Source organism: Flavobacterium panacis, assembly GCF_024649945.1.
In the GTDB taxonomy this organism is placed as follows: Bacteria; Bacteroidota; Bacteroidia; order Flavobacteriales; family Flavobacteriaceae; genus Flavobacterium; species Flavobacterium panacis.
In genome coordinates this window covers 613,342-630,811 of record NZ_JANKMS010000001.1, presented here as the reverse complement: position 1 = coordinate 630,811, position 17,470 = coordinate 613,342, and the positions used below count along the sequence as shown (strand labels likewise).

General features: G+C 34.2%; 15 protein-coding genes. 11 read left to right on the top strand and 4 right to left on the bottom strand.

Features of this window, described 5'->3' with window-relative positions:
* Positions 1-2 precede the first annotated feature (2 nt).
* The 6 genes from NQQ59_RS02725 (at position 3) to NQQ59_RS02700 (ending at position 8,812) form a co-directional block, all read left to right on the top strand.
* Positions 3-1,217 carry a TlpA disulfide reductase family protein gene (locus NQQ59_RS02725; RefSeq protein ID WP_144213368.1) on the top strand — a complete coding sequence of 405 codons (1,215 nt, stop codon included), beginning with the start codon at positions 3-5 and terminating at the stop codon, positions 1,215-1,217.
* A 28-nt stretch (positions 1,218-1,245) separates the two neighbouring features.
* The gene (locus NQQ59_RS02720; protein ID WP_144213366.1) at positions 1,246-1,758 is read left to right on the top strand and encodes a protein-disulfide reductase DsbD domain-containing protein; all 513 of its coding nucleotides are present in this window, start codon (positions 1,246-1,248) and stop codon (positions 1,756-1,758) included.
* A 17-nt stretch (positions 1,759-1,775) separates the two neighbouring features.
* Positions 1,776-3,278: a hypothetical protein gene (locus NQQ59_RS02715; protein ID WP_144213365.1), complete on the top strand. Its 1,503-nt coding sequence runs from the start codon at positions 1,776-1,778 to the stop codon at positions 3,276-3,278.
* Between the two features lie 29 nt (positions 3,279-3,307).
* Positions 3,308-3,754 carry a protein-disulfide reductase DsbD domain-containing protein gene (locus NQQ59_RS02710; RefSeq protein ID WP_144213363.1) on the top strand — a complete coding sequence of 149 codons (447 nt, stop codon included), beginning with the start codon at positions 3,308-3,310 and terminating at the stop codon, positions 3,752-3,754.
* A 14-nt stretch (positions 3,755-3,768) separates the two neighbouring features.
* Positions 3,769-5,703: a protein-disulfide reductase DsbD family protein gene (locus tag NQQ59_RS02705; RefSeq protein ID WP_144221472.1), complete on the top strand. Its 1,935-nt coding sequence runs from the start codon at positions 3,769-3,771 to the stop codon at positions 5,701-5,703.
* A gap of 319 nt (positions 5,704-6,022) precedes the next feature.
* Positions 6,023-8,812, top strand: coding sequence for a M16 family metallopeptidase (locus tag NQQ59_RS02700; protein WP_144213361.1), 2,790 nt, complete (start codon positions 6,023-6,025; stop codon positions 8,810-8,812).
* A 445-nt stretch (positions 8,813-9,257) separates the two neighbouring features.
* Here NQQ59_RS02700 and NQQ59_RS02695 read toward each other — a convergent pair whose 3' ends face one another.
* From NQQ59_RS02695 to NQQ59_RS02685, 3 genes are all read right to left on the bottom strand, one after another.
* Positions 9,258-9,665 (bottom strand): hypothetical protein, encoded by a 408-nt coding sequence (locus NQQ59_RS02695; protein WP_186296552.1) that lies wholly within the window; start codon positions 9,663-9,665, stop codon positions 9,258-9,260.
* 221 nt (positions 9,666-9,886) lie between these two features.
* Positions 9,887-11,293, bottom strand: a complete 1,407-nt coding sequence (locus NQQ59_RS02690; protein WP_144213359.1) for an alkaline phosphatase — start codon at positions 11,291-11,293, stop codon at positions 9,887-9,889.
* Between the two features lie 62 nt (positions 11,294-11,355).
* Positions 11,356-12,357, bottom strand: coding sequence for a helix-turn-helix domain-containing protein (locus NQQ59_RS02685; protein WP_144213357.1), 1,002 nt, complete (start codon positions 12,355-12,357; stop codon positions 11,356-11,358).
* 180 nt (positions 12,358-12,537) lie between these two features.
* On the opposite strand from NQQ59_RS02685, the gene NQQ59_RS02680 reads away from it, so the two are divergent.
* The 4 genes from NQQ59_RS02680 (at position 12,538) to NQQ59_RS02665 (ending at position 16,433) form a co-directional block, all read left to right on the top strand.
* Entirely contained in the window at positions 12,538-13,206 is a 669-nt protein-coding gene (locus NQQ59_RS02680; RefSeq protein WP_144213355.1) for a VOC family protein, read from the top strand.
* A gap of 2 nt (positions 13,207-13,208) precedes the next feature.
* Complete coding sequence (locus NQQ59_RS02675; protein ID WP_144213353.1) at positions 13,209-14,558, top strand: MATE family efflux transporter; 1,350 nt, start codon at positions 13,209-13,211, stop codon at positions 14,556-14,558.
* A gap of 121 nt (positions 14,559-14,679) precedes the next feature.
* On the top strand, positions 14,680-15,702 hold the full coding sequence (locus NQQ59_RS02670; RefSeq protein ID WP_144213351.1) for an LLM class flavin-dependent oxidoreductase: 1,023 nt from the start codon (positions 14,680-14,682) through the stop codon (positions 15,700-15,702).
* 83 nt (positions 15,703-15,785) lie between these two features.
* Positions 15,786-16,433: a hypothetical protein gene (locus NQQ59_RS02665; protein ID WP_144213349.1), complete on the top strand. Its 648-nt coding sequence runs from the start codon at positions 15,786-15,788 to the stop codon at positions 16,431-16,433.
* A 5-nt stretch (positions 16,434-16,438) separates the two neighbouring features.
* Here NQQ59_RS02665 and NQQ59_RS02660 read toward each other — a convergent pair whose 3' ends face one another.
* Positions 16,439-17,074, bottom strand: a complete 636-nt coding sequence (locus NQQ59_RS02660; protein WP_144213347.1) for a DNA-3-methyladenine glycosylase — start codon at positions 17,072-17,074, stop codon at positions 16,439-16,441.
* A 166-nt stretch (positions 17,075-17,240) separates the two neighbouring features.
* On the opposite strand from NQQ59_RS02660, the gene NQQ59_RS02655 reads away from it, so the two are divergent.
* Positions 17,241-17,435: a hypothetical protein gene (locus NQQ59_RS02655; protein ID WP_144213345.1), complete on the top strand. Its 195-nt coding sequence runs from the start codon at positions 17,241-17,243 to the stop codon at positions 17,433-17,435.
* Positions 17,436-17,470 lie beyond the last annotated feature (35 nt).

Genomic DNA, 17,470 nt, shown 5'->3' with positions numbered 1-17,470 from the left:
CAATGAAAAAGTTAAACGTAATTAAAATAGCAGTTTTAGGTCTTTTGTTTCAAGGTTTTTCAATGGATTGTGAAGCGCAGGGAAAATATAAAATTGACGGAACTGTAACAGGATTAAGTGATGGAAAACTGTACGTTTTTAGTGGTAATAAAGTAGATTCAGTTAAAGTTACGAAAGGGAAATTTCAGATTAGTGGAGAATTTAAAGATCCTGTTGAAAATTTAGGCATTGCAAAAATCTCTGATTTCAGCAAGATGAATGACAAAATGTATGTGTCACTTTTTGCAGAAGCAGTTCCAATGACTTTGCAGCTCAATTATGCAGATTTTCCAGCGTCGAAACTAACAGGTTCTAAAACACAGGATGATGTTGCGAAATTTAATGCTATAACAGCCAAAATCAAATCGAAATACAAAAAGGAATTAGATCAGTTTGATGCCATCAGAAAAAAATATGATGATGCAAGAGCAGCGAAAAAAAGTGAAGAAGTTTTAGAGGCCATTAAATATGAAGATAATGATGCAAGAGGAAAATTAGAGCCAATGTATGCAGAAATGGAAAAGGCATCTTACAACTTCATGAAAGACAATCCGAACTCGTATTACAGTCTTTTTTTACTAAGAATGAATTCAAGAAATCTGAAATATGATGAAGCCAAAGCATATTACGACAGTTTTAATCCAATATATAAAAAAGGAGATTTGGCTAAAGATTTAGTTACAGAAATTGAAAACATGAAAAAAGGTGTTCCAGGCGCTCCAGCTGGACCTTTTAATAAAAAAGACATTAACGGAAATCCAATCAAATTAGATGATTTTAAAGGCAAATATGTTTTAATCGATTTTTGGGCTTCGTGGTGTGTGCCTTGTAGAAAAGGAAATCCTCATTTATTGAAACTGTATGCGCAATACAAACCAAAAGGACTTGAAATCTTAGGTGTTTCTGATGATGACAGAGCAGAAGACAAATGGAAAAAAGCGGTTGAAAAAGATGGAATTGGAGTTTGGAGACATATTCTGAGAGGTCTGCAATACAAAGAAGGAACTTACGAAAGAATTAATATTGATCAAGACGTGAGCGAAGGCTACAATATTCATGTATTGCCAACCAAAATCTTAGTAGATCCAAACGGAATTATCGTTGCCAGATACGATCAAGGTGAAGCAGATGATGAAAGAATGGATAAAGATCTTGCCGCAATTTTCGCTTCGAAGTAACAGCATCTGATTCTTAATAATCATTAAAATGGCAATCATTAAAAAACTAGCATTAGTCGTTTTTTTAGTTTTTGCAGTGAATTCCTATGGGCAAAAACCAGATCAGGCATTCATTAAAAAAGTAGAAAAAACGGCTGGTGTTTTTAAAATAAAAGATCCGGTTGTTTCAGACCCAGTTTCAGTAGATGCGCAGCTAATTTGGAACAAAAGCAAAACGCAATTGGCTGTAATAGTAAAATCTAAGGTTTTTGACGGATGGCGTATTTACGCGTATGTTCCGCCCACACAACCTTATATTCAGTATCAAATGGTATTGGAACTTCCAAAAGGAGTAACAGCTTTAGAAGATTGGATTAAACCTAATCCATATCCTTATGAGGACAATATTTTTATTTACAAAGGTGAACTTACTTTCATAAGGTATTTTTCAGTTAAGGATTTAGAAGCAAATGCTAAAATTAAGGCAGGACTTTTTTATCAAACCTGTGATATCAAGCAATGTTTATCTCCCAATACTAAGAGTAAAGAATTGAAATTATAAATTTTAAATAGCATCAAATGAAACAAATAAGGGTTAGAATAGTATTAGCAATAATGCTGTTTTGTGCAAATGCTTCAGTTTTCGCACAACAGCATCAAAAAGAAAACATATCGGTTTTATATGTGGGATATGATCCCGCAATTCCGTTGAGTGATGACTTTATTAATTCAGCAATCAATAATGGAGGTTATTCTCCAGAGCGTTTTAAAGAAGATTTCAAAACACGTTACAATGCTTTTGAAAGTTATTTAAAAGAATATTTTTCAAGCGTGAAAGCAGTTGATGCCAGAAGCTACACAATGGACATGTCGGCTTCATATGATGTAACGATATTTGATCAGACTGTTAAACCGTGGGAAAAAGGCGAACGTCAGCCTAATTACAAACCTTCAAAATATTTAAAAGAAGATTTTGATTTTCCTACCATTTTTATAGGTCAAACTGCTCCTCAAATGGGAGAGACTATTGGTTTAAAACTAGATTGGCTGTGTTTGTGCCTAGATGCCGATGCGCATCATTTAAAAGCAGAACATCCAATCTTTAAAGGGCCTTTTCCCGTAAAATTAACAATGGTAACGAAACCGACCCCAGATGGGATTTTTCATTACGCTTCAGGAAAAAATGTGCCAAAAGAAATTCCAATGTGGCGAGTGCAAAAAGAAGGATATCTAGAAGGAAAAGGCTATCGCGTTGGATTAGTATCAAGAGGTGACGGATTTTTAGATTCTCCTGATACGGAATACATTTCAAGCGGTGTAAACAGTAAAGATGTTGGAGCTGTTGCTATTGGGCGTCATGGTAATTTTTTATTATGGGGATTTTCAGCTTCACCAGATTATATGACAGATGAAGCCAGACAAGTTTTTGCTAATACTGTGGTGTACATCAAGAAATTTAAAGGTCAAAAACCGATCGCTAGAAAATACAGACAGCAGATAGCGATTAGATCAACTTATGTCGATGGAATGATTTATGGTTTGAGCACGGAATCTTATGAGAATTATAAAAAATATATCGCTGAAGTTAATGTTCAAAGTGCAAAAACAGTAAAAGAATTAAAAGAAAAGAAAGATAAAGGTGAGAAATTGAGCGAGATGGAAGCTGCAATTTTACAAGTGCAATCTGAACCAATGCCTATACCAAATTGGGGAGAATATGTCAAACAACAATCAGGAGATTTCTTTAAACCTGAATATGTGAAAAATGTTGAGAAATTAAAAAAATATTTAAGTGACAACAAAAAGTATATGTATGCAACACCAGACGATTTTTATTCTTTAAAAATTGATGAGGATATCAAAAAGTTAGGAATTGGGAATAATGACAAACAGCTTTTACAGCAGTGTATTACACTCTTAAAAAGTAGTAAAGAGAAAGATTTAGCCAATAGAGTTCTACAGCGTTACACAGGTTTAGAGAAAAATCCTCAGGAATGGGAGCAATGGTTTAGTAACAATTCTTCTAAATTATTCTTCACCGAAGCAGGAGGTTATAAGTGGTTAATTGATATAACAAAGTAGTTGTGTCATAAAAAATAAAATATCAAAAAATGAAAAAAAAAGTTCTAATGCTACTGATTTTAATCGCAGGATCAGTAAATGCTCAAGTATACAATCCAGTAAAATGGACGACAAGTGTAGTAAAAATATCAGAATCAGAATATGAGCTTATTGCCAAAGCGGCAATCGAAAAAGGCTGGCATTTGTATTCGCAGAGTGTTCCAGAAGATGGTCCGTTACCAACCAAATTTTCTTTTGATGGAAAAGGGGAATATCTGAAAAAAGGAAATACAAAAGAAGAAGAAGGTCATGTGGTTAATGATCCGATTTACGGAATGAAGATTAAATATTTTGAGAACAAAACCATTTTTAAACAACGCATTAAAATAAAGGACAAAACACCGAAACAAATTAATGCAAATGTAGAATTTATGGCTTGTGACGATACAAAATGTCTTCCGCCTAAGCAAGTTGAATTACTTTTTAAAATGAAATAAAAGAACCCCATTTTATGAAAAAAGTATTTTATCTAATAGCTTTTTTACTGGTAACAATCAGTTACGGGCAAAAAGCAGATGCTGTAGTATGGAAAACTATTGTAGAAAAAGTCTCAGATAAAGAATATATATTATCGGCTGAAGCAACAATTTCTTCAGGCGCACATTTGTATTCGCAAAATGTTTCCGGAAAAGGTACAACAGCAACAACTTTTATGTTTGACGACAGCGAAGGTGGTTTTACACTTTTAGGAAACACAACAGAAGAGGAAGGACAAACAATTGAAGATCCAGTTTTAAAGTCCAAAGTAAAAGTTTTTGAAAACAAAACAGTTTTTACACAGAAAATTGCGGTTTCAAAAAAAGTAAATACTATAAATGCTTTTGTTGAATTTGTATATGGAAATTCAGCTGCTGTCTCAGAACTTCAAAGTATTGAACTTAGTTTTGATTTGAATAAAGCAGTAAAGTTTCAGAAAAAAGCGGCTGAGGTTTCAAGTGTAGAGGGAAATAAGGATAAAGATCAAAAGGGAATTTTGGGAATATTTATTATTTCTTTTTTATCTGGTTTTGCCGCATTGTTGACACCTTGCGTTTTTCCAATGATTCCGATGACGGTTAGTTTTTTTACCAAACAAAGTAAAAATAAGGCCAGCGGAATCAGAAATGCATTGTTTTACGGAATTTCAATTATTGTGATTTATGTGGCTTTGGGAACTTTGGTTACGACCATTTTTGGAGCAGATTCCTTGAATGCCTTGGCGACGAACGTAACTTTCAATCTGATCTTTTTCTTACTGTTAATCTTTTTTGCGATGTCCTTTTTGGGCGCTTTTGAAATTGTACTTCCAAGTTCATGGCTTACCAAAGTTGATGAAAAATCGCAGACAAGCGGGATTATCGGAATTCTATTTATGGCGCTTGCTCTTGCTGTAGTTTCTTTTTCGTGTACAGGACCAATTGTTGGAACCTTATTAGTGCAGGCAGCAAGTCAGGGCGGATTGGCACCTATTGTGGGAATGTTTGGTTTTTCATTGGCCATTGCATTGCCATTTGCCATTTTTGCAGCTTTCCCAGGTTGGTTGAATTCACTTCCTAAATCGGGTGGCTGGCTGAATTCTGTTAAAGTAGTTTTAGGATTTTTGGAGTTAGCATTAGCATTTAAATTTCTAAGCAATGCCGATCTTGTTTTGCAGCTTCATCTTTTGGAAAGAGAAACTTTTCTAGCCATTTGGATTGCCATTTTCGTAGCTCTGGCTTTGTATCTTTTTGGAAAAATAACATTAGCACATGATTCTCCGCTACCTCATATTTCAGTTGGAAGATTAGGTCTCGGAATTTTTGTATTGGCTTTCATTGTTTATTTGATTCCAGGTTTATGGGGAGCTCCATTACAATGGATTAGTGGTTTTCCTCCACCAAAACAATATAGCGAATCTCCGTATGGACTTGGAGCAGCAACCTCAGAAGTAAAAACTATTGCAGTTCTTCCAAAAGATGCAGAAGAAGGTCCGAATGGTATTGTAACTTTTCGGGATTATGATGCGGGAATGGCTTATGCAAAAAAAGAAAATAAACCTGTAATGCTTGATTTTACTGGTTTTGCCTGCGTAAACTGTAGAAAAATGGAAGAAAGAGTCTGGCCCGATCCTAGAGTTTTGAATCATTTGAATAAAGATGTTGTGTTGATTTCTCTTTATGTAGATGACAAACGACCTCTTGCCGAAGAAGAACAAATTATCTCCAAAATAACAGGGGAAAAGTTGAAATATATAGGGCAGAAATGGAGTGAATTTCAAATTTTGAAATATAAAACCAATGCACAGCCTTATTATGTTTTGATTGATCATGAAGGTAAAGAACTCAATGAACCAACAGCTTACAATCCGGATATTGAATTTTATAATGACTGGTTGGAGAAAGGAATCAATAATTTTAAATCGTTATAAAGGTTTTTCGATGTTTCATTTTTTATTTTGAATTAGTAAGCAAAAGCAATTTAACCGAAAAACCTAATAAAAAGGGCTGTGAAAAGCAGCTCTTTTAACTCTGATTTTGAATAACCTGAAAAGCTTACTGATAAAAGACCTATTAAATTTCTGAAACAATATGAAAGCATTAAAACTATTTAAGAAGTACTGGTGTGAACAGCTTTATTTTAAAAAATTCGACAATAGAGAATTGGCGTTAATGATATCAAAAGAATCTTCATTGATTGTAAAATCATATTTTAAGAAAACAAACTAGACAATTATAAAAAATAATAAGATGAAAAAATACATCTTTCTGGGCTATTGCTCATTAGCATTCTGTACCCTTATGTCAGCGCAGGGAAAATCAATTAACTTTAAGAAAATAAAAGAGTTAGGAGGAATCGAAGAATATTTGTACCAACCCAATGGTATGAGCGTACTACTTTTACAGGACAATGCTTCTCCGGTTGCAACTGTACAAATTGTATATCGTGTTGGTTCTAAACATGAAGTTTTAGGAAACACCGGATCAACACACCTTTTGGAACATTTGATGTTTAAAGGAACACCAACTTTCAATAAGAAAAACGGAAATACCATTACGGATGTTTTGCAAAATACAGGAGCACAGTTAAATGCTACAACATGGTACGATCGTACAAACTATTATCAAACACTTCCAAGTGATAAAATCGAACTGGCACTTCAAATCGAAGCCGACAGAATGCGAAATTCGTTATTGACAAAAGAAGACAAAGAAGCCGAAATGACCGTTGTACGTAACGAATTTGAGCGTGGAGAAAACAACCCAAACAGTTTACTGGACAAGGAAATCTGGGCGGCAGCTTATATTGCACATCCGTATCATCACTCAACAATCGGATGGAAATCGGATATTGAAAAAGCGCCGATTGAAGTTTTAAAGAATTTCTATAATACCTATTACTGGCCCGATAATGCGACTCTGACCATCATCGGAGATTTCAGAAAAGAAAATGTTTTTGAACTGATTGAGAAATATTTCGGAAAAATCACAAAAGCGCCGCATGTAATGCCACAGCCCTACACAGAAGAGCCTCAACAATATGGAGCACGTAAAATTGTGGTGAGAAAACCAGGAGAATTGGGTGTTGTAAACAAAGCGTATAAAATTCCAGGCGCTTTGCACGAAGATTTACCAGCTTTAAATATTCTGGCTCAAATTATTGGTAATGGCCCATCGGCAATTTTGAACAAAACTTTCGTTGATACCCGTTTGGGAATTTATTCTTATGCCAGTGCAACAAACTTCAAAGAAGTGGGACTTTTCACGATTGGCGTAGGTTTTCCAACGACTTCAAAACATGAAGATATTGATACTAAAATCAGTGAGGTTATCGCTAAAATCCAGAAAGAAGGCGTAACTCAGGATGAGGTAAATCGTGTTGTAGCCAATATCAACGCACAAACTATTCTGGGAAGAGACGGATCAGGGGATGTGGCTTCAGAATTAAATGAGGCAATCGCTTCTGGAGATTGGACAGACTACATTACAGGAGTTGATCGATTGAAAAAAGTAACTCCAGCAGATGTTTTGCGTGTAGCCAACCAATATTTGGTGGAAGACCAAAGTACAACAGGCTATTTTATTCCAAAACAGTCTGGAGCACAAAATAGTAATACTGGCGAAGCTAATAATTATATGCCAGTAAATGAGCCATTTTATTACAGACATCCAGAAGAAGGACATTCTCATGAGGAAGCTTTATCCGCTCCATTTTTAGTGAAAAATACAAGTGAAGAAACTACAGTGGCTGAAACCTTAATTGAGAAATCAGCTTCTGCATTCAAAAGAGAAAAAGTTTCAGGAATTGATGTGGTTTCTGTAAAAACTTCAGCAAAAGATTTTGTGACTGTTGCAGCGAGTATTTCACTTGGAAATTATGCCAGCGAAAGCAAAAATGATATGATTCCAGCTTTAACAGCTTCGATGTTATCAAAAGGAACAACGCTTAACGACAAATTTAAATTCTCAGAAAAACTTCAGAAATTAGGAGTTTCATTAAACGTAAACGCCTCATCTTTCAAAGTGAATATTGGTTTCAAATGTCTGAAAAAAGATTTGGATCAGGTCATTACACTATTGGCTGAAGAATTGCGAAATCCATTGTTTGACGCCAAAGAATTTGAAAACCTTAAACAGCAGTTTATTGGAAACACTCAGCAAAGTTTAAACGATCCAGGAGAAAGAGGAAGCATTGCTTTATCTCAGTCAATTTACACCAAAAACAATCCAAACTACAGTTTAAGTGTCGAGGACAACATCGAAAACATCAAAAAAGCGACATTGGAAGAAGTAAAAGCTTTCCATAAAAAGTATTTCGGAACAGCTTCAATGCGTTTGGTAATTGTTGGAGATACCGATGGAGCAAACTTGAATAATTCCCTAAAAAAATCATTCAAAAACTGGAACGGCGGAGTTACAGAAAAACTAAAATTTGAAGAAGCTTCAAAAGCCGCAGCAAAAACAGAAGTAGTCACAATTCCAGAAAAACCAAGTGCAGAATTATTCATCGGACAGTTTACAGGATTAAAAAGAGCTGATGCTGATTATGTTCCGTTTTTCATCGGAAATTATACTTTAGGAGCAGGATTTGCAGGGCGTTTAATGCAGACCGTTCGCGACAATGACGGTTTGACGTATAACATTTCATCTGGTTTGGGAGGAAATATTGAAACAGGAGGTTACTGGTTTGTGAATGCTTCCTTCAATCCGAATTTATTCCAAAAAGGTCTGGATGCGACAATGGTTCAGGTCGATAAATGGGTAAAAGACGGAATCACAGCAGAAGAATTGGAAAACAAGAAAACGAACCTAATCGGAAGTTTTAAAGTTGGAATGTCTACCACAAACGGAATGGCAAGAACTATTTTGAGTTTCATCGAAAGAGGTTTAGAACCAAACTACATCGACCAATATCCAAAAGACATTGATAAAGCAACCTTGCAACAGGTAAACGACGCGATTAAGAAATACGTCAAATTAGATAAGATGATTATCATCAAATCTGGCTCTCTTGATAAAGACGGTTTACCTTTAAAATAGTCTCGGTTTTCAGTCTCAGTCACGGTTTTCAGCTTTGAATTCAACTTTGTCAAAGTTAGGCTACTTCGACTAAATTTTATAAAAAACCTTATCATTTTGGAAAGCTAAATTTATCATTTTGATAAGTATTTGCAATCTAAATGATAGGGTTTTGTTTTTATTGTGTTGATAATTAGAGGTTTGTTTCGTTTTGAGAGTTTTGGTACAACGTTTGTTTTGAGTCTTTCACAAATTAATGTAGACGCGAAATAGTAAGAAAATGAAAACCAATAAAACAAGAAGTAAAGAGATTACAAAACAATATTTATCAAATAATGCTAGACAAAATAAGAGTAGGATCATTAATTTAATGGTATTTACTATAATGTTTTTTATTGCGCTTTTGCTTATATCACAAATAGTTTAATTCCTGAGCTATTATGAAAACTATAACGCTTAAAAAAGATTAAACAGCATTTTTATCTAGTGCAGAAATTCCGGAATCAGTTGATTTTATTATTGAAAAAACAAGATCAGCCCATACATTTTGGGTCAAACAAATCTGTGAAGTAACTTTATCATCTGCTATTTCCCGTGGAACTGGTATCTCTGGACGTTCACCAGAACTCCTTGAAGCGAAAATAAAAAAGGGAGATGCTATTATAGCATTTGCTGCAGATGGAAGGTGGGCAGGTTTTTCTTTTATTTCTTCTTGGGAAAATGGCAGTTTTGTATCTAATTCTGGATTAATTGTCGCGCCAGAATTCAGACATACTGGACTTGCTAAAAAAATTAAAAGAAGGATTTTTGAACTTAGTAAAGAAAAATATCCAAAGGCCCGAATTTTTAGTCTGACAACTGGATTAGCAGTCATGAAGATGAATCATGAATTAGGTTTCGAACCTGTCACATATTCAGAACTAACTAATGATGACCATTTTTGGGAGAATTGTAAAACCTGTGTCAACTGTCCAATATTAATAAGTAAGGAAAGAAAAAACTGCTTGTGTACTGCAATGCTTTATGATCCAAAAGAAAAAACAACTTGTTTTACAAAAGAGTAAACAAGTTGTTTTTTTTATATAATAATAGAATTTAAGCTTCCTTTTCAATAGAAGCCTCCAACATCAAATAATGAAGGTCGATATTCTGTACAAAAGGTTTTAATAATTCGCTTCCTGGGCCATACATCGCCAATTCTACATAATCTCCGGAATGATCCATACTGATCCATCCTACATTATTATGTTTTTTCTGAATTTCTGAATACGCTTTAAAAGGCAACTTTTTATAATTGTATAAACCGTCTTCATGTTTTTCAAGTCCTGAATAGAAATCCAATAAATGTTTTGCCTCGTCATCTGTTAAGCTGATTTTATTGGTTTCTTTAATCCAGTCTTTAATTTGCTGTAGATTAAAATCGGCATGAATAGCATTTAAAATATATTCATTGGTATATTTATAATCAGCAATACTGTTGAAATTTTTTACGGCATCGGCTCCATAGATAAGTCCAGGATTTGCATTTCCGTGATCTGTGGTAATGATTACTAGGGTTTCTTTGTCTTTTTCGGCAAAATCGATTGCTGTTTTCACCGCTTCATCAAAAGCCAACTGATCGTGAATCAAGGCTGCAATATCATTTGCATGCGCTGCCCAGTCTACTTTTCCGCCTTCAATCATCAATACAAAACCATTTTTATGATCTTTCATCTGGTCAATAGCTGCAGCACTCATTTCTGCCAAAGTAGGAGTGTGTTGTAATTCTGCAATATTGTTTCTATCAATTGTATACGGTAGTGCTCCAGTAGCAAAAACGCCTAAAGTTTTGGTACCTTTTTTTATGTTTTCTAAATCTGATTTTCCTTTTAAAACCTGATATCCTTTTTCTTCATAAATCTTGTAGACATCTTTTTTATCTGCTCTTTTGGAAGCATTAAAAAATTCATCACCGCCACCCATCATAACATCAAGTCCCAAGTCAGCATACATTTCTGCAATTTCATTTTCAGCATTTCGGCTATCTGAATTTACACAAAAACCTGCCGGAGTAGCATGTGTTATCGTAACCGTTGTAACACAACCAGCTTTTTTCCCAGCGTTTTTAAATTTCTGCCAGATTGGAAGATATTTTTCACCATTTGCACCAATATTCAATACGCCGTTTTTAACTCTATGACCACCTCCAAAAGAAGAACTTGCAGCAGCAGAATCGGTAACAGCAGAACTTGCAGATGCCGTATCCATTAAAGCTCTTGAAACTTTATTCTCTTTGTAAAGATTCATCCAGTTTCCATTTTTACCCAGAATATTTTGCGAGTACAAATTAGCCATTTGCAATGTTCCAGAACTCATTCCGTCACTAATTAGGAAAATTATATTTTTTGCTTTTTTACCTTTCTTAGTTATCGCTTCTAAATCATTTGAAAGAATAACGGATGGACTAAGTGTAAATAGTCCTGCCAATACTGATGAGCCTTTTAAAAATCTGCGTCTGTTCATTTTAATTTATTTTGTAAAGCGTAAATTAAATACATTTTAAAATCTAACGCAACTTTATTGCATTAAATAATTGTTTTGTTTAGATGAAGTTTTAACTGACTCGGGACTATTCCGTATTTCTTTTTAAACGCTGCCGAAAAATTTCTTTGGTTTTTGTAGCCCATTATGTGAGCGATTTCAGTAATATTTATATTTTGTTCGAGCAAAAGATTTCTGGCTTGTTCCATTTTGATGTCGTTCCAAAAGGCAAAAACTGTAGTACCAAATAACTCTTTAAATCCTTTTTTTAAAGTAAATTCATTAGTTCCAACTTGATGCGCCAGATCGATAAGAGAGTTTGCCGAATCCAAATTATGAAGCATGAACTCCCTTACGGAATAAATCTTCTCAATATCTGATTTTTTAAGGGAAGGAGAAGAGATTGGAGCGCTGGAAAATTGCTCTAACTGTAGCAAAAGCAGCTCAATAACTTTTGCTTCAAGAAACATTCTTTTAAAAATTCCTTTTCTTTGGCAATGCATGATCTCATAAATAATTTGATACATCTGATGCGTTGCATGGTTGTTTTTTACACTTAAAAGGGAAGATTTTCCTTTTTCAATATTATTTCGAAATGTATCAAATAAAGCAGTTTCTTGGGGGATAAATTTTTTGAAAAAAGACGGTGATAAATTAATTTCACAAAGTTGAAATTGATCACTTTCCCAGTTCATTTTTCCACACATAGAGTTGGTATAGACAAGATTATGTTGATGAGTTTCAAATGATACTTTTTGGTCAAAATTTTCAGCCATTGCTGTGCTTTTTCCTTTTAAAGAAAAGTGCATTTCTATGGTTTCGAAATCACTTTCGAAACATACTTGCATTTTTTCTCTTAAAATCGCGCTTCCGAAACCTATATGAACGCCTTCAAAGTAAATTTCTTTGTAATAACCTTTACCTAAAGGAGATTCCAAGCAAGTGGTGTTTTCTTTTATCCCTTCTTTATCAGAATAGAAGGATTCGGGGTATTCTTTTTCAAAAAGTATGTTGTTTGGTGTGGCATCATATAATTTTAAATTCATGGCTGATAGTTTAAATATTCCCTATTTCAGACTTTTTATTCCTTTTAGCATACCTCTGAAAATCTTATGTAGTATTACTTTTGCACAAATCTAAAAATTATTTAGAATAATTCTTAATAGTAAAAGTTTTTTGTTGTAGAAATTTCTCATAAACATTACATCACCAATAATAAAAAATAAATGAATAACGAAAATACCATACAGCTAAGCCATGTGTTGTACAGGGTTACAGATCTTTATGAAGCAGTCAGCAAACTCAATGATGCCGGATTTATTGTAGAATATGGAGCACTTCCAGAAGAAGCATATAATGCTTTTATATGGTTTGAAAAAGGAGTATTTATCGAAATATATGAAAATCCCCGATTATCCCGATTTACAAAATGGTTTATGAAAATTGCAGGATACAAGCCAATATTAGAGAGAATGGAAAAATGGGAAAGTATTGATAACAGTTGGTGCGAATGGTCTCTTGAATCTTCTTTGGCAACACTTCAAAAGGAAAAAGATTTATTTAAAACGAATAAAATTCCATATCGTTTTCATAAAACCAAAAGAATTGATAAAGACAGAAGAAAATTAAAATGGGAATTATTGATTCCTAATGATATTGTTTTCCCATTTATAATGTCGGCTTATACTCCAAATCCAAGACCAAATAGTGTGAAGCATCCCAATGGAGCAGAAGGAGTTGAGCTTCTGCTAATAGGAAGTGAGCTTTTAGATAGAGCACTGCTGGATAAAGTACTCATCGATCAAACGAGTATTGAGTTTGTTAAAGGCGCTCAAGGATTACAAACTGTAAAACTGCTAAACACTGATTTAAAAATTGAAGATATATTAAAATAAGAATGGATAAAGAGAAACAATTTATATTAAACGGAAGTCTGCCTAAAGTAATGTGGCAGATGTCTTGGCCTGCGGTAATTGCAATGGTATTGTACGGAATGAATAATTTTCTGGATGGCATTTTTGTTGGACATCTTATAAATAATACGGCTTTGGCAGCTGTCGGAGTAGCTTATCCGTTGGCACAATTTGTACAAGGATTTGGCTCTTTGATCGGAATGGGAGCTGGATCGGCTGTTAGTATTTGGATCGGTGCAGATGATAAAGAAAAACTGAACGGTGTTTTAGGATCAGTAAATTATCTCAGCATTTTGTTCACGATACTAATTACAATTCCCTGTTTTTTTTATGCTGAAGAACTGATTTATATGATGGGAGGACGTGATGAGATATTGGTACTTGGAGCAGAATATTTTAAAGCGACTATCTTAGGAAGTTTTTTTTGGATTCATGGCCTTGCTCTTAATATGATTATACGTGCAGAAGGACGAATGAAAACAGCTGCATGGATGATTGCGGGCGGACTTATTGTTGATGTTTTATTAAAACCTTTATTTATAGAAACATTTGGATGGGGAGTTTCCGGAGCGGCTTGGGCTACTAACATTTCAATGATTATCTATACCGTTTTGGGGATTTGGTATTATAATGGAGAAAAATCTTCTTTTAAAAGTAAATTCTGGTCGGTTAAAAAAGATAAAGCTATTATCAAAGAAATATTTTTATTAGGAATGCCGGGTTTTATAATGATGATGATGATTGTTGTCCAGAATATTGTAGTCTTTAATGTATTGGCAAAATATGGAACTCCAGCTGACATTACTTTTTTTACATCAGTAAATCGATTTTATATTCTTCTCAATACACCCTTATGGGGACTTATGCGCGCATTACAGCCAGTAACAGGAATGAATTATGGAGCACGTCAATATACAAGATGCATAAAAGCTTACTATTTATTTTCTGTTGCAGGTTTAATAATTCTGTTGCCTTTTTGGTTGTTTGTGATGTTCGATCCTTCTGGCGCGATGTCTGTAATGATTCCGAATACAGATTTTACGATGAGTCAATTAAGGGATTTTCGCTTTTATATGAGTATTCTTCCAGGACTTTCTTTCGTTTTCATGTCGATGGTTTGGTTTCCTTCTATAGAAGATGTAAAACCTGCTTTTCTAATTACTATTTTGAGACAGGTAGTATTGTACATTCCGATTATGCTTACTGTTCCTTATTTTTATGGTGTTAGCAGTATTTATACAGCAAGCGCAGTGATCGACTGGATTATTTTTGGAATCGTAATTTTGACGGTTTTGAAAAGTTCACAACGACTTAATTACAAATTGACAACATAATTATAAAATGAATTTCATATCGACTTTATGATAAATTATTGAATACTTTCCAGACAGAAATTATAGACACACTCAATAATGATGCGTATCTTTGAGATTGTAATTACTAATAATGCTATCTATGAAGAAAATAGGATTTCTATCGTTTGGACATTGGGCCAATCATCCTTCGTATAAAGCTCGTACAGCAGCAGATACACTTCTTCAATCTATCGATTTGGCCGTTGCTGCAGAAGAAATTGGTTTGGATGGAGCTTATTTCAGAGTGCATCATTTTGCGCGACAGTTGGCATCACCTTTTCCTTTACTTTCTGCCATTGGTGCAAAAACAAGTAAAATAGAGATTGGAACTGGAGTGATCGATATGAGGTATGAAAATCCTTTGTACATGGTCGAAGATGCCGGTGCAGCAGATTTAATTTCTGAAGGACGTTTACAATTAGGCATCAGTAGAGGATCGCCTGAACAAGTGATTGATGGCTGGCGTTCTTTTGGTCATGAACCTTTAGAAGGAGAAACAGATGCCGATATGGGACGCAGAAAAGCGCTGGAATTTTTGCAAAGACTAGACGGTGAGGGATTTGCAGAGCCAAATCCGTATCCCATGTTTCCAAATCCGCCGGGATTATTGCGCCTGGAGCCACATTCTGAGGGACTGAGAGAACGAATCTGGTGGGGAGCTGCATCTAACGCTACTGCTATCTGGGCAGCTGAGAACGGAATGCACCTACAAAGTTCTACTCTAAAGTATGACGAAAATGGTAAACCTTTCCATGTTCAACAGGCAGAACAAATCAGATTATATAAAGAAGCCTGGAAAAAAGCTGGACATCATTATGAGCCAAGAGTTTCAGTAAGTCGTTCCATCTTTGCACTGGTAACAGATGAGGACAGATATTACTTTGGAAATCAAGGTAAAGAAGCAGATAGTTTTGGTTATATTGAAAGTGATAAACGCGCCATTTTTGGTAAAGGTTATTCAGCCGAACCAGACAAACTTATCGCTGATCTGGCTCAGGATGAAGCTATTCAGGAAGCGGATACTTTATTGCTTACAATACCCAATACTTTAGGTGTCGAATACAATGTGCATATATTGGAATCTATCTTAAAATACGTTGCTCCTGAATTAGGCTGGCGTTAATTTTTAAACCAATTAAGCTCCTTTTTTAAGGGAGCTTAATTGGTTTTAATCTTTTCTTTTAAATTAAAAAATGCAATCCAAAAATGAATAAAGTACTATTAAAGAACATTTCAATTTTCTTGTTTTTACTATCGGCTTTTTTTTGCAGTGCGCAGGAGAATTCAACTGTAGTTGTCAATGAAATTTATTCTCCATCTAAAAAAGAGAAACTTTCAACAGATGCTTACGACGTCTTTAAAACAAATAAATTTTTGAATTTTAAAAATAAACAAACTCTTATCGAGAAAATTGAAGGTTCTGTTTATAAAAGTATTGATTTGAAGAAATATTTCTCAGTTCAAAAAGATTGGGAAGAAATTGAAAAAGAAGATATTAATGCATTTGAAAAAGATAAAAAATCGGAATATTCTTTTCAGAACAATGTAATGACAGAAACAAAGACAGAATACGGAAGTTATGAGGTTCGTAGAGAAATTAAAACAGTTTACAATCCAAAATGTTTCGTACTACTTTACGAGAAAAAGTATTATGTTGGAAGTAATTACAATCGTACAGAAAGCATTGTAAATGATTACGACAATCAAAATAGAGTGGTGAAAATTACTAAACGTACGGAATATCCCAAGAAAGAGAACAATACGGAGTCAGTGATTACGGTAAAATATGAAAATGATATTGTGAATATTTCAAGTGAGAACGGAAATATACTTTGTCAATTTACTGCTAAATAAAATAGCTAAGTCGTTTTATTTGGTTTACTAACGTATTTATTTCCTTTAATAAAAAAGCGCCAAGGTAAAAGTGCATGCTCTTGAGCATAGGCAACTCCTACACGAGGCGAAGCAAAAATCTGATCTTCAGTATATCTAATGCCATGATCTTCCAACCAGATTTCATCTCCGTTTAAATCTTTTTTATTAAAAGAAGCATCAATTCCCATCGCTTTTGCAGCCGAACCAGGACCAGATGAAATGGCTGATTTAGTAGAAATCATATTTCTTCTTTCTTCCATAAATTGCTTTCCTTCCAAAGGCTCAATTGCTCTTATTAAAACAGCATGCGGTTCTCCTTCAACAGAACTTACAATATTGAAAAGATGATGAATTCCGTAGCATAAATAAACATAGGAAACACCACCTGCACCAAACATAATTTCAGTTCGGTTGGTTCTTCTTCCTCCATAAGCATGTGATGCTTTGTCCTGAACACCAAAATAAGCCTCAGTTTCTACGATAATTCCGGCACTTATTTTTCCATCAATTTGGGTGTAAAGAACTTTTCCTAAAAGATCTTTCGCCAGAAAAATAACATCAGAATTTAAATAATACGAAAATGGTAATTTAAAAGGATATTTTGAAGTCTTTTCAGTCATTGAATTATATGTTGGAATATTTCTCTAAAAGTAAATTTAAAACTTTCTGAATATAATCAGAAATGAATCATTTGTATTGTGCTAGTTTTATAACTTTTAAAAGTGATTGTATAAGCAAGAATTTGAGATTTCAGGTAATTTTATTGAAATTTAAATTTTGCAGATTATGAAAACAAACAATCAGAATTCAGATACTGCTAAAAAAAGCGGCTCTGATCATAGAAGTGATACAAGAAAACATCAATACAGAGATCATGATGAAGTTTTAACTAACGATGAAAATTATGATACCGATACTCATAAATTTAAAGGAGAGGAACCTGATTTTGATTATAAATTAGAGAATGAAGAAAAGAAGTAAAAATAAAATGTCTCAGATTTAATCTGAGACATTTT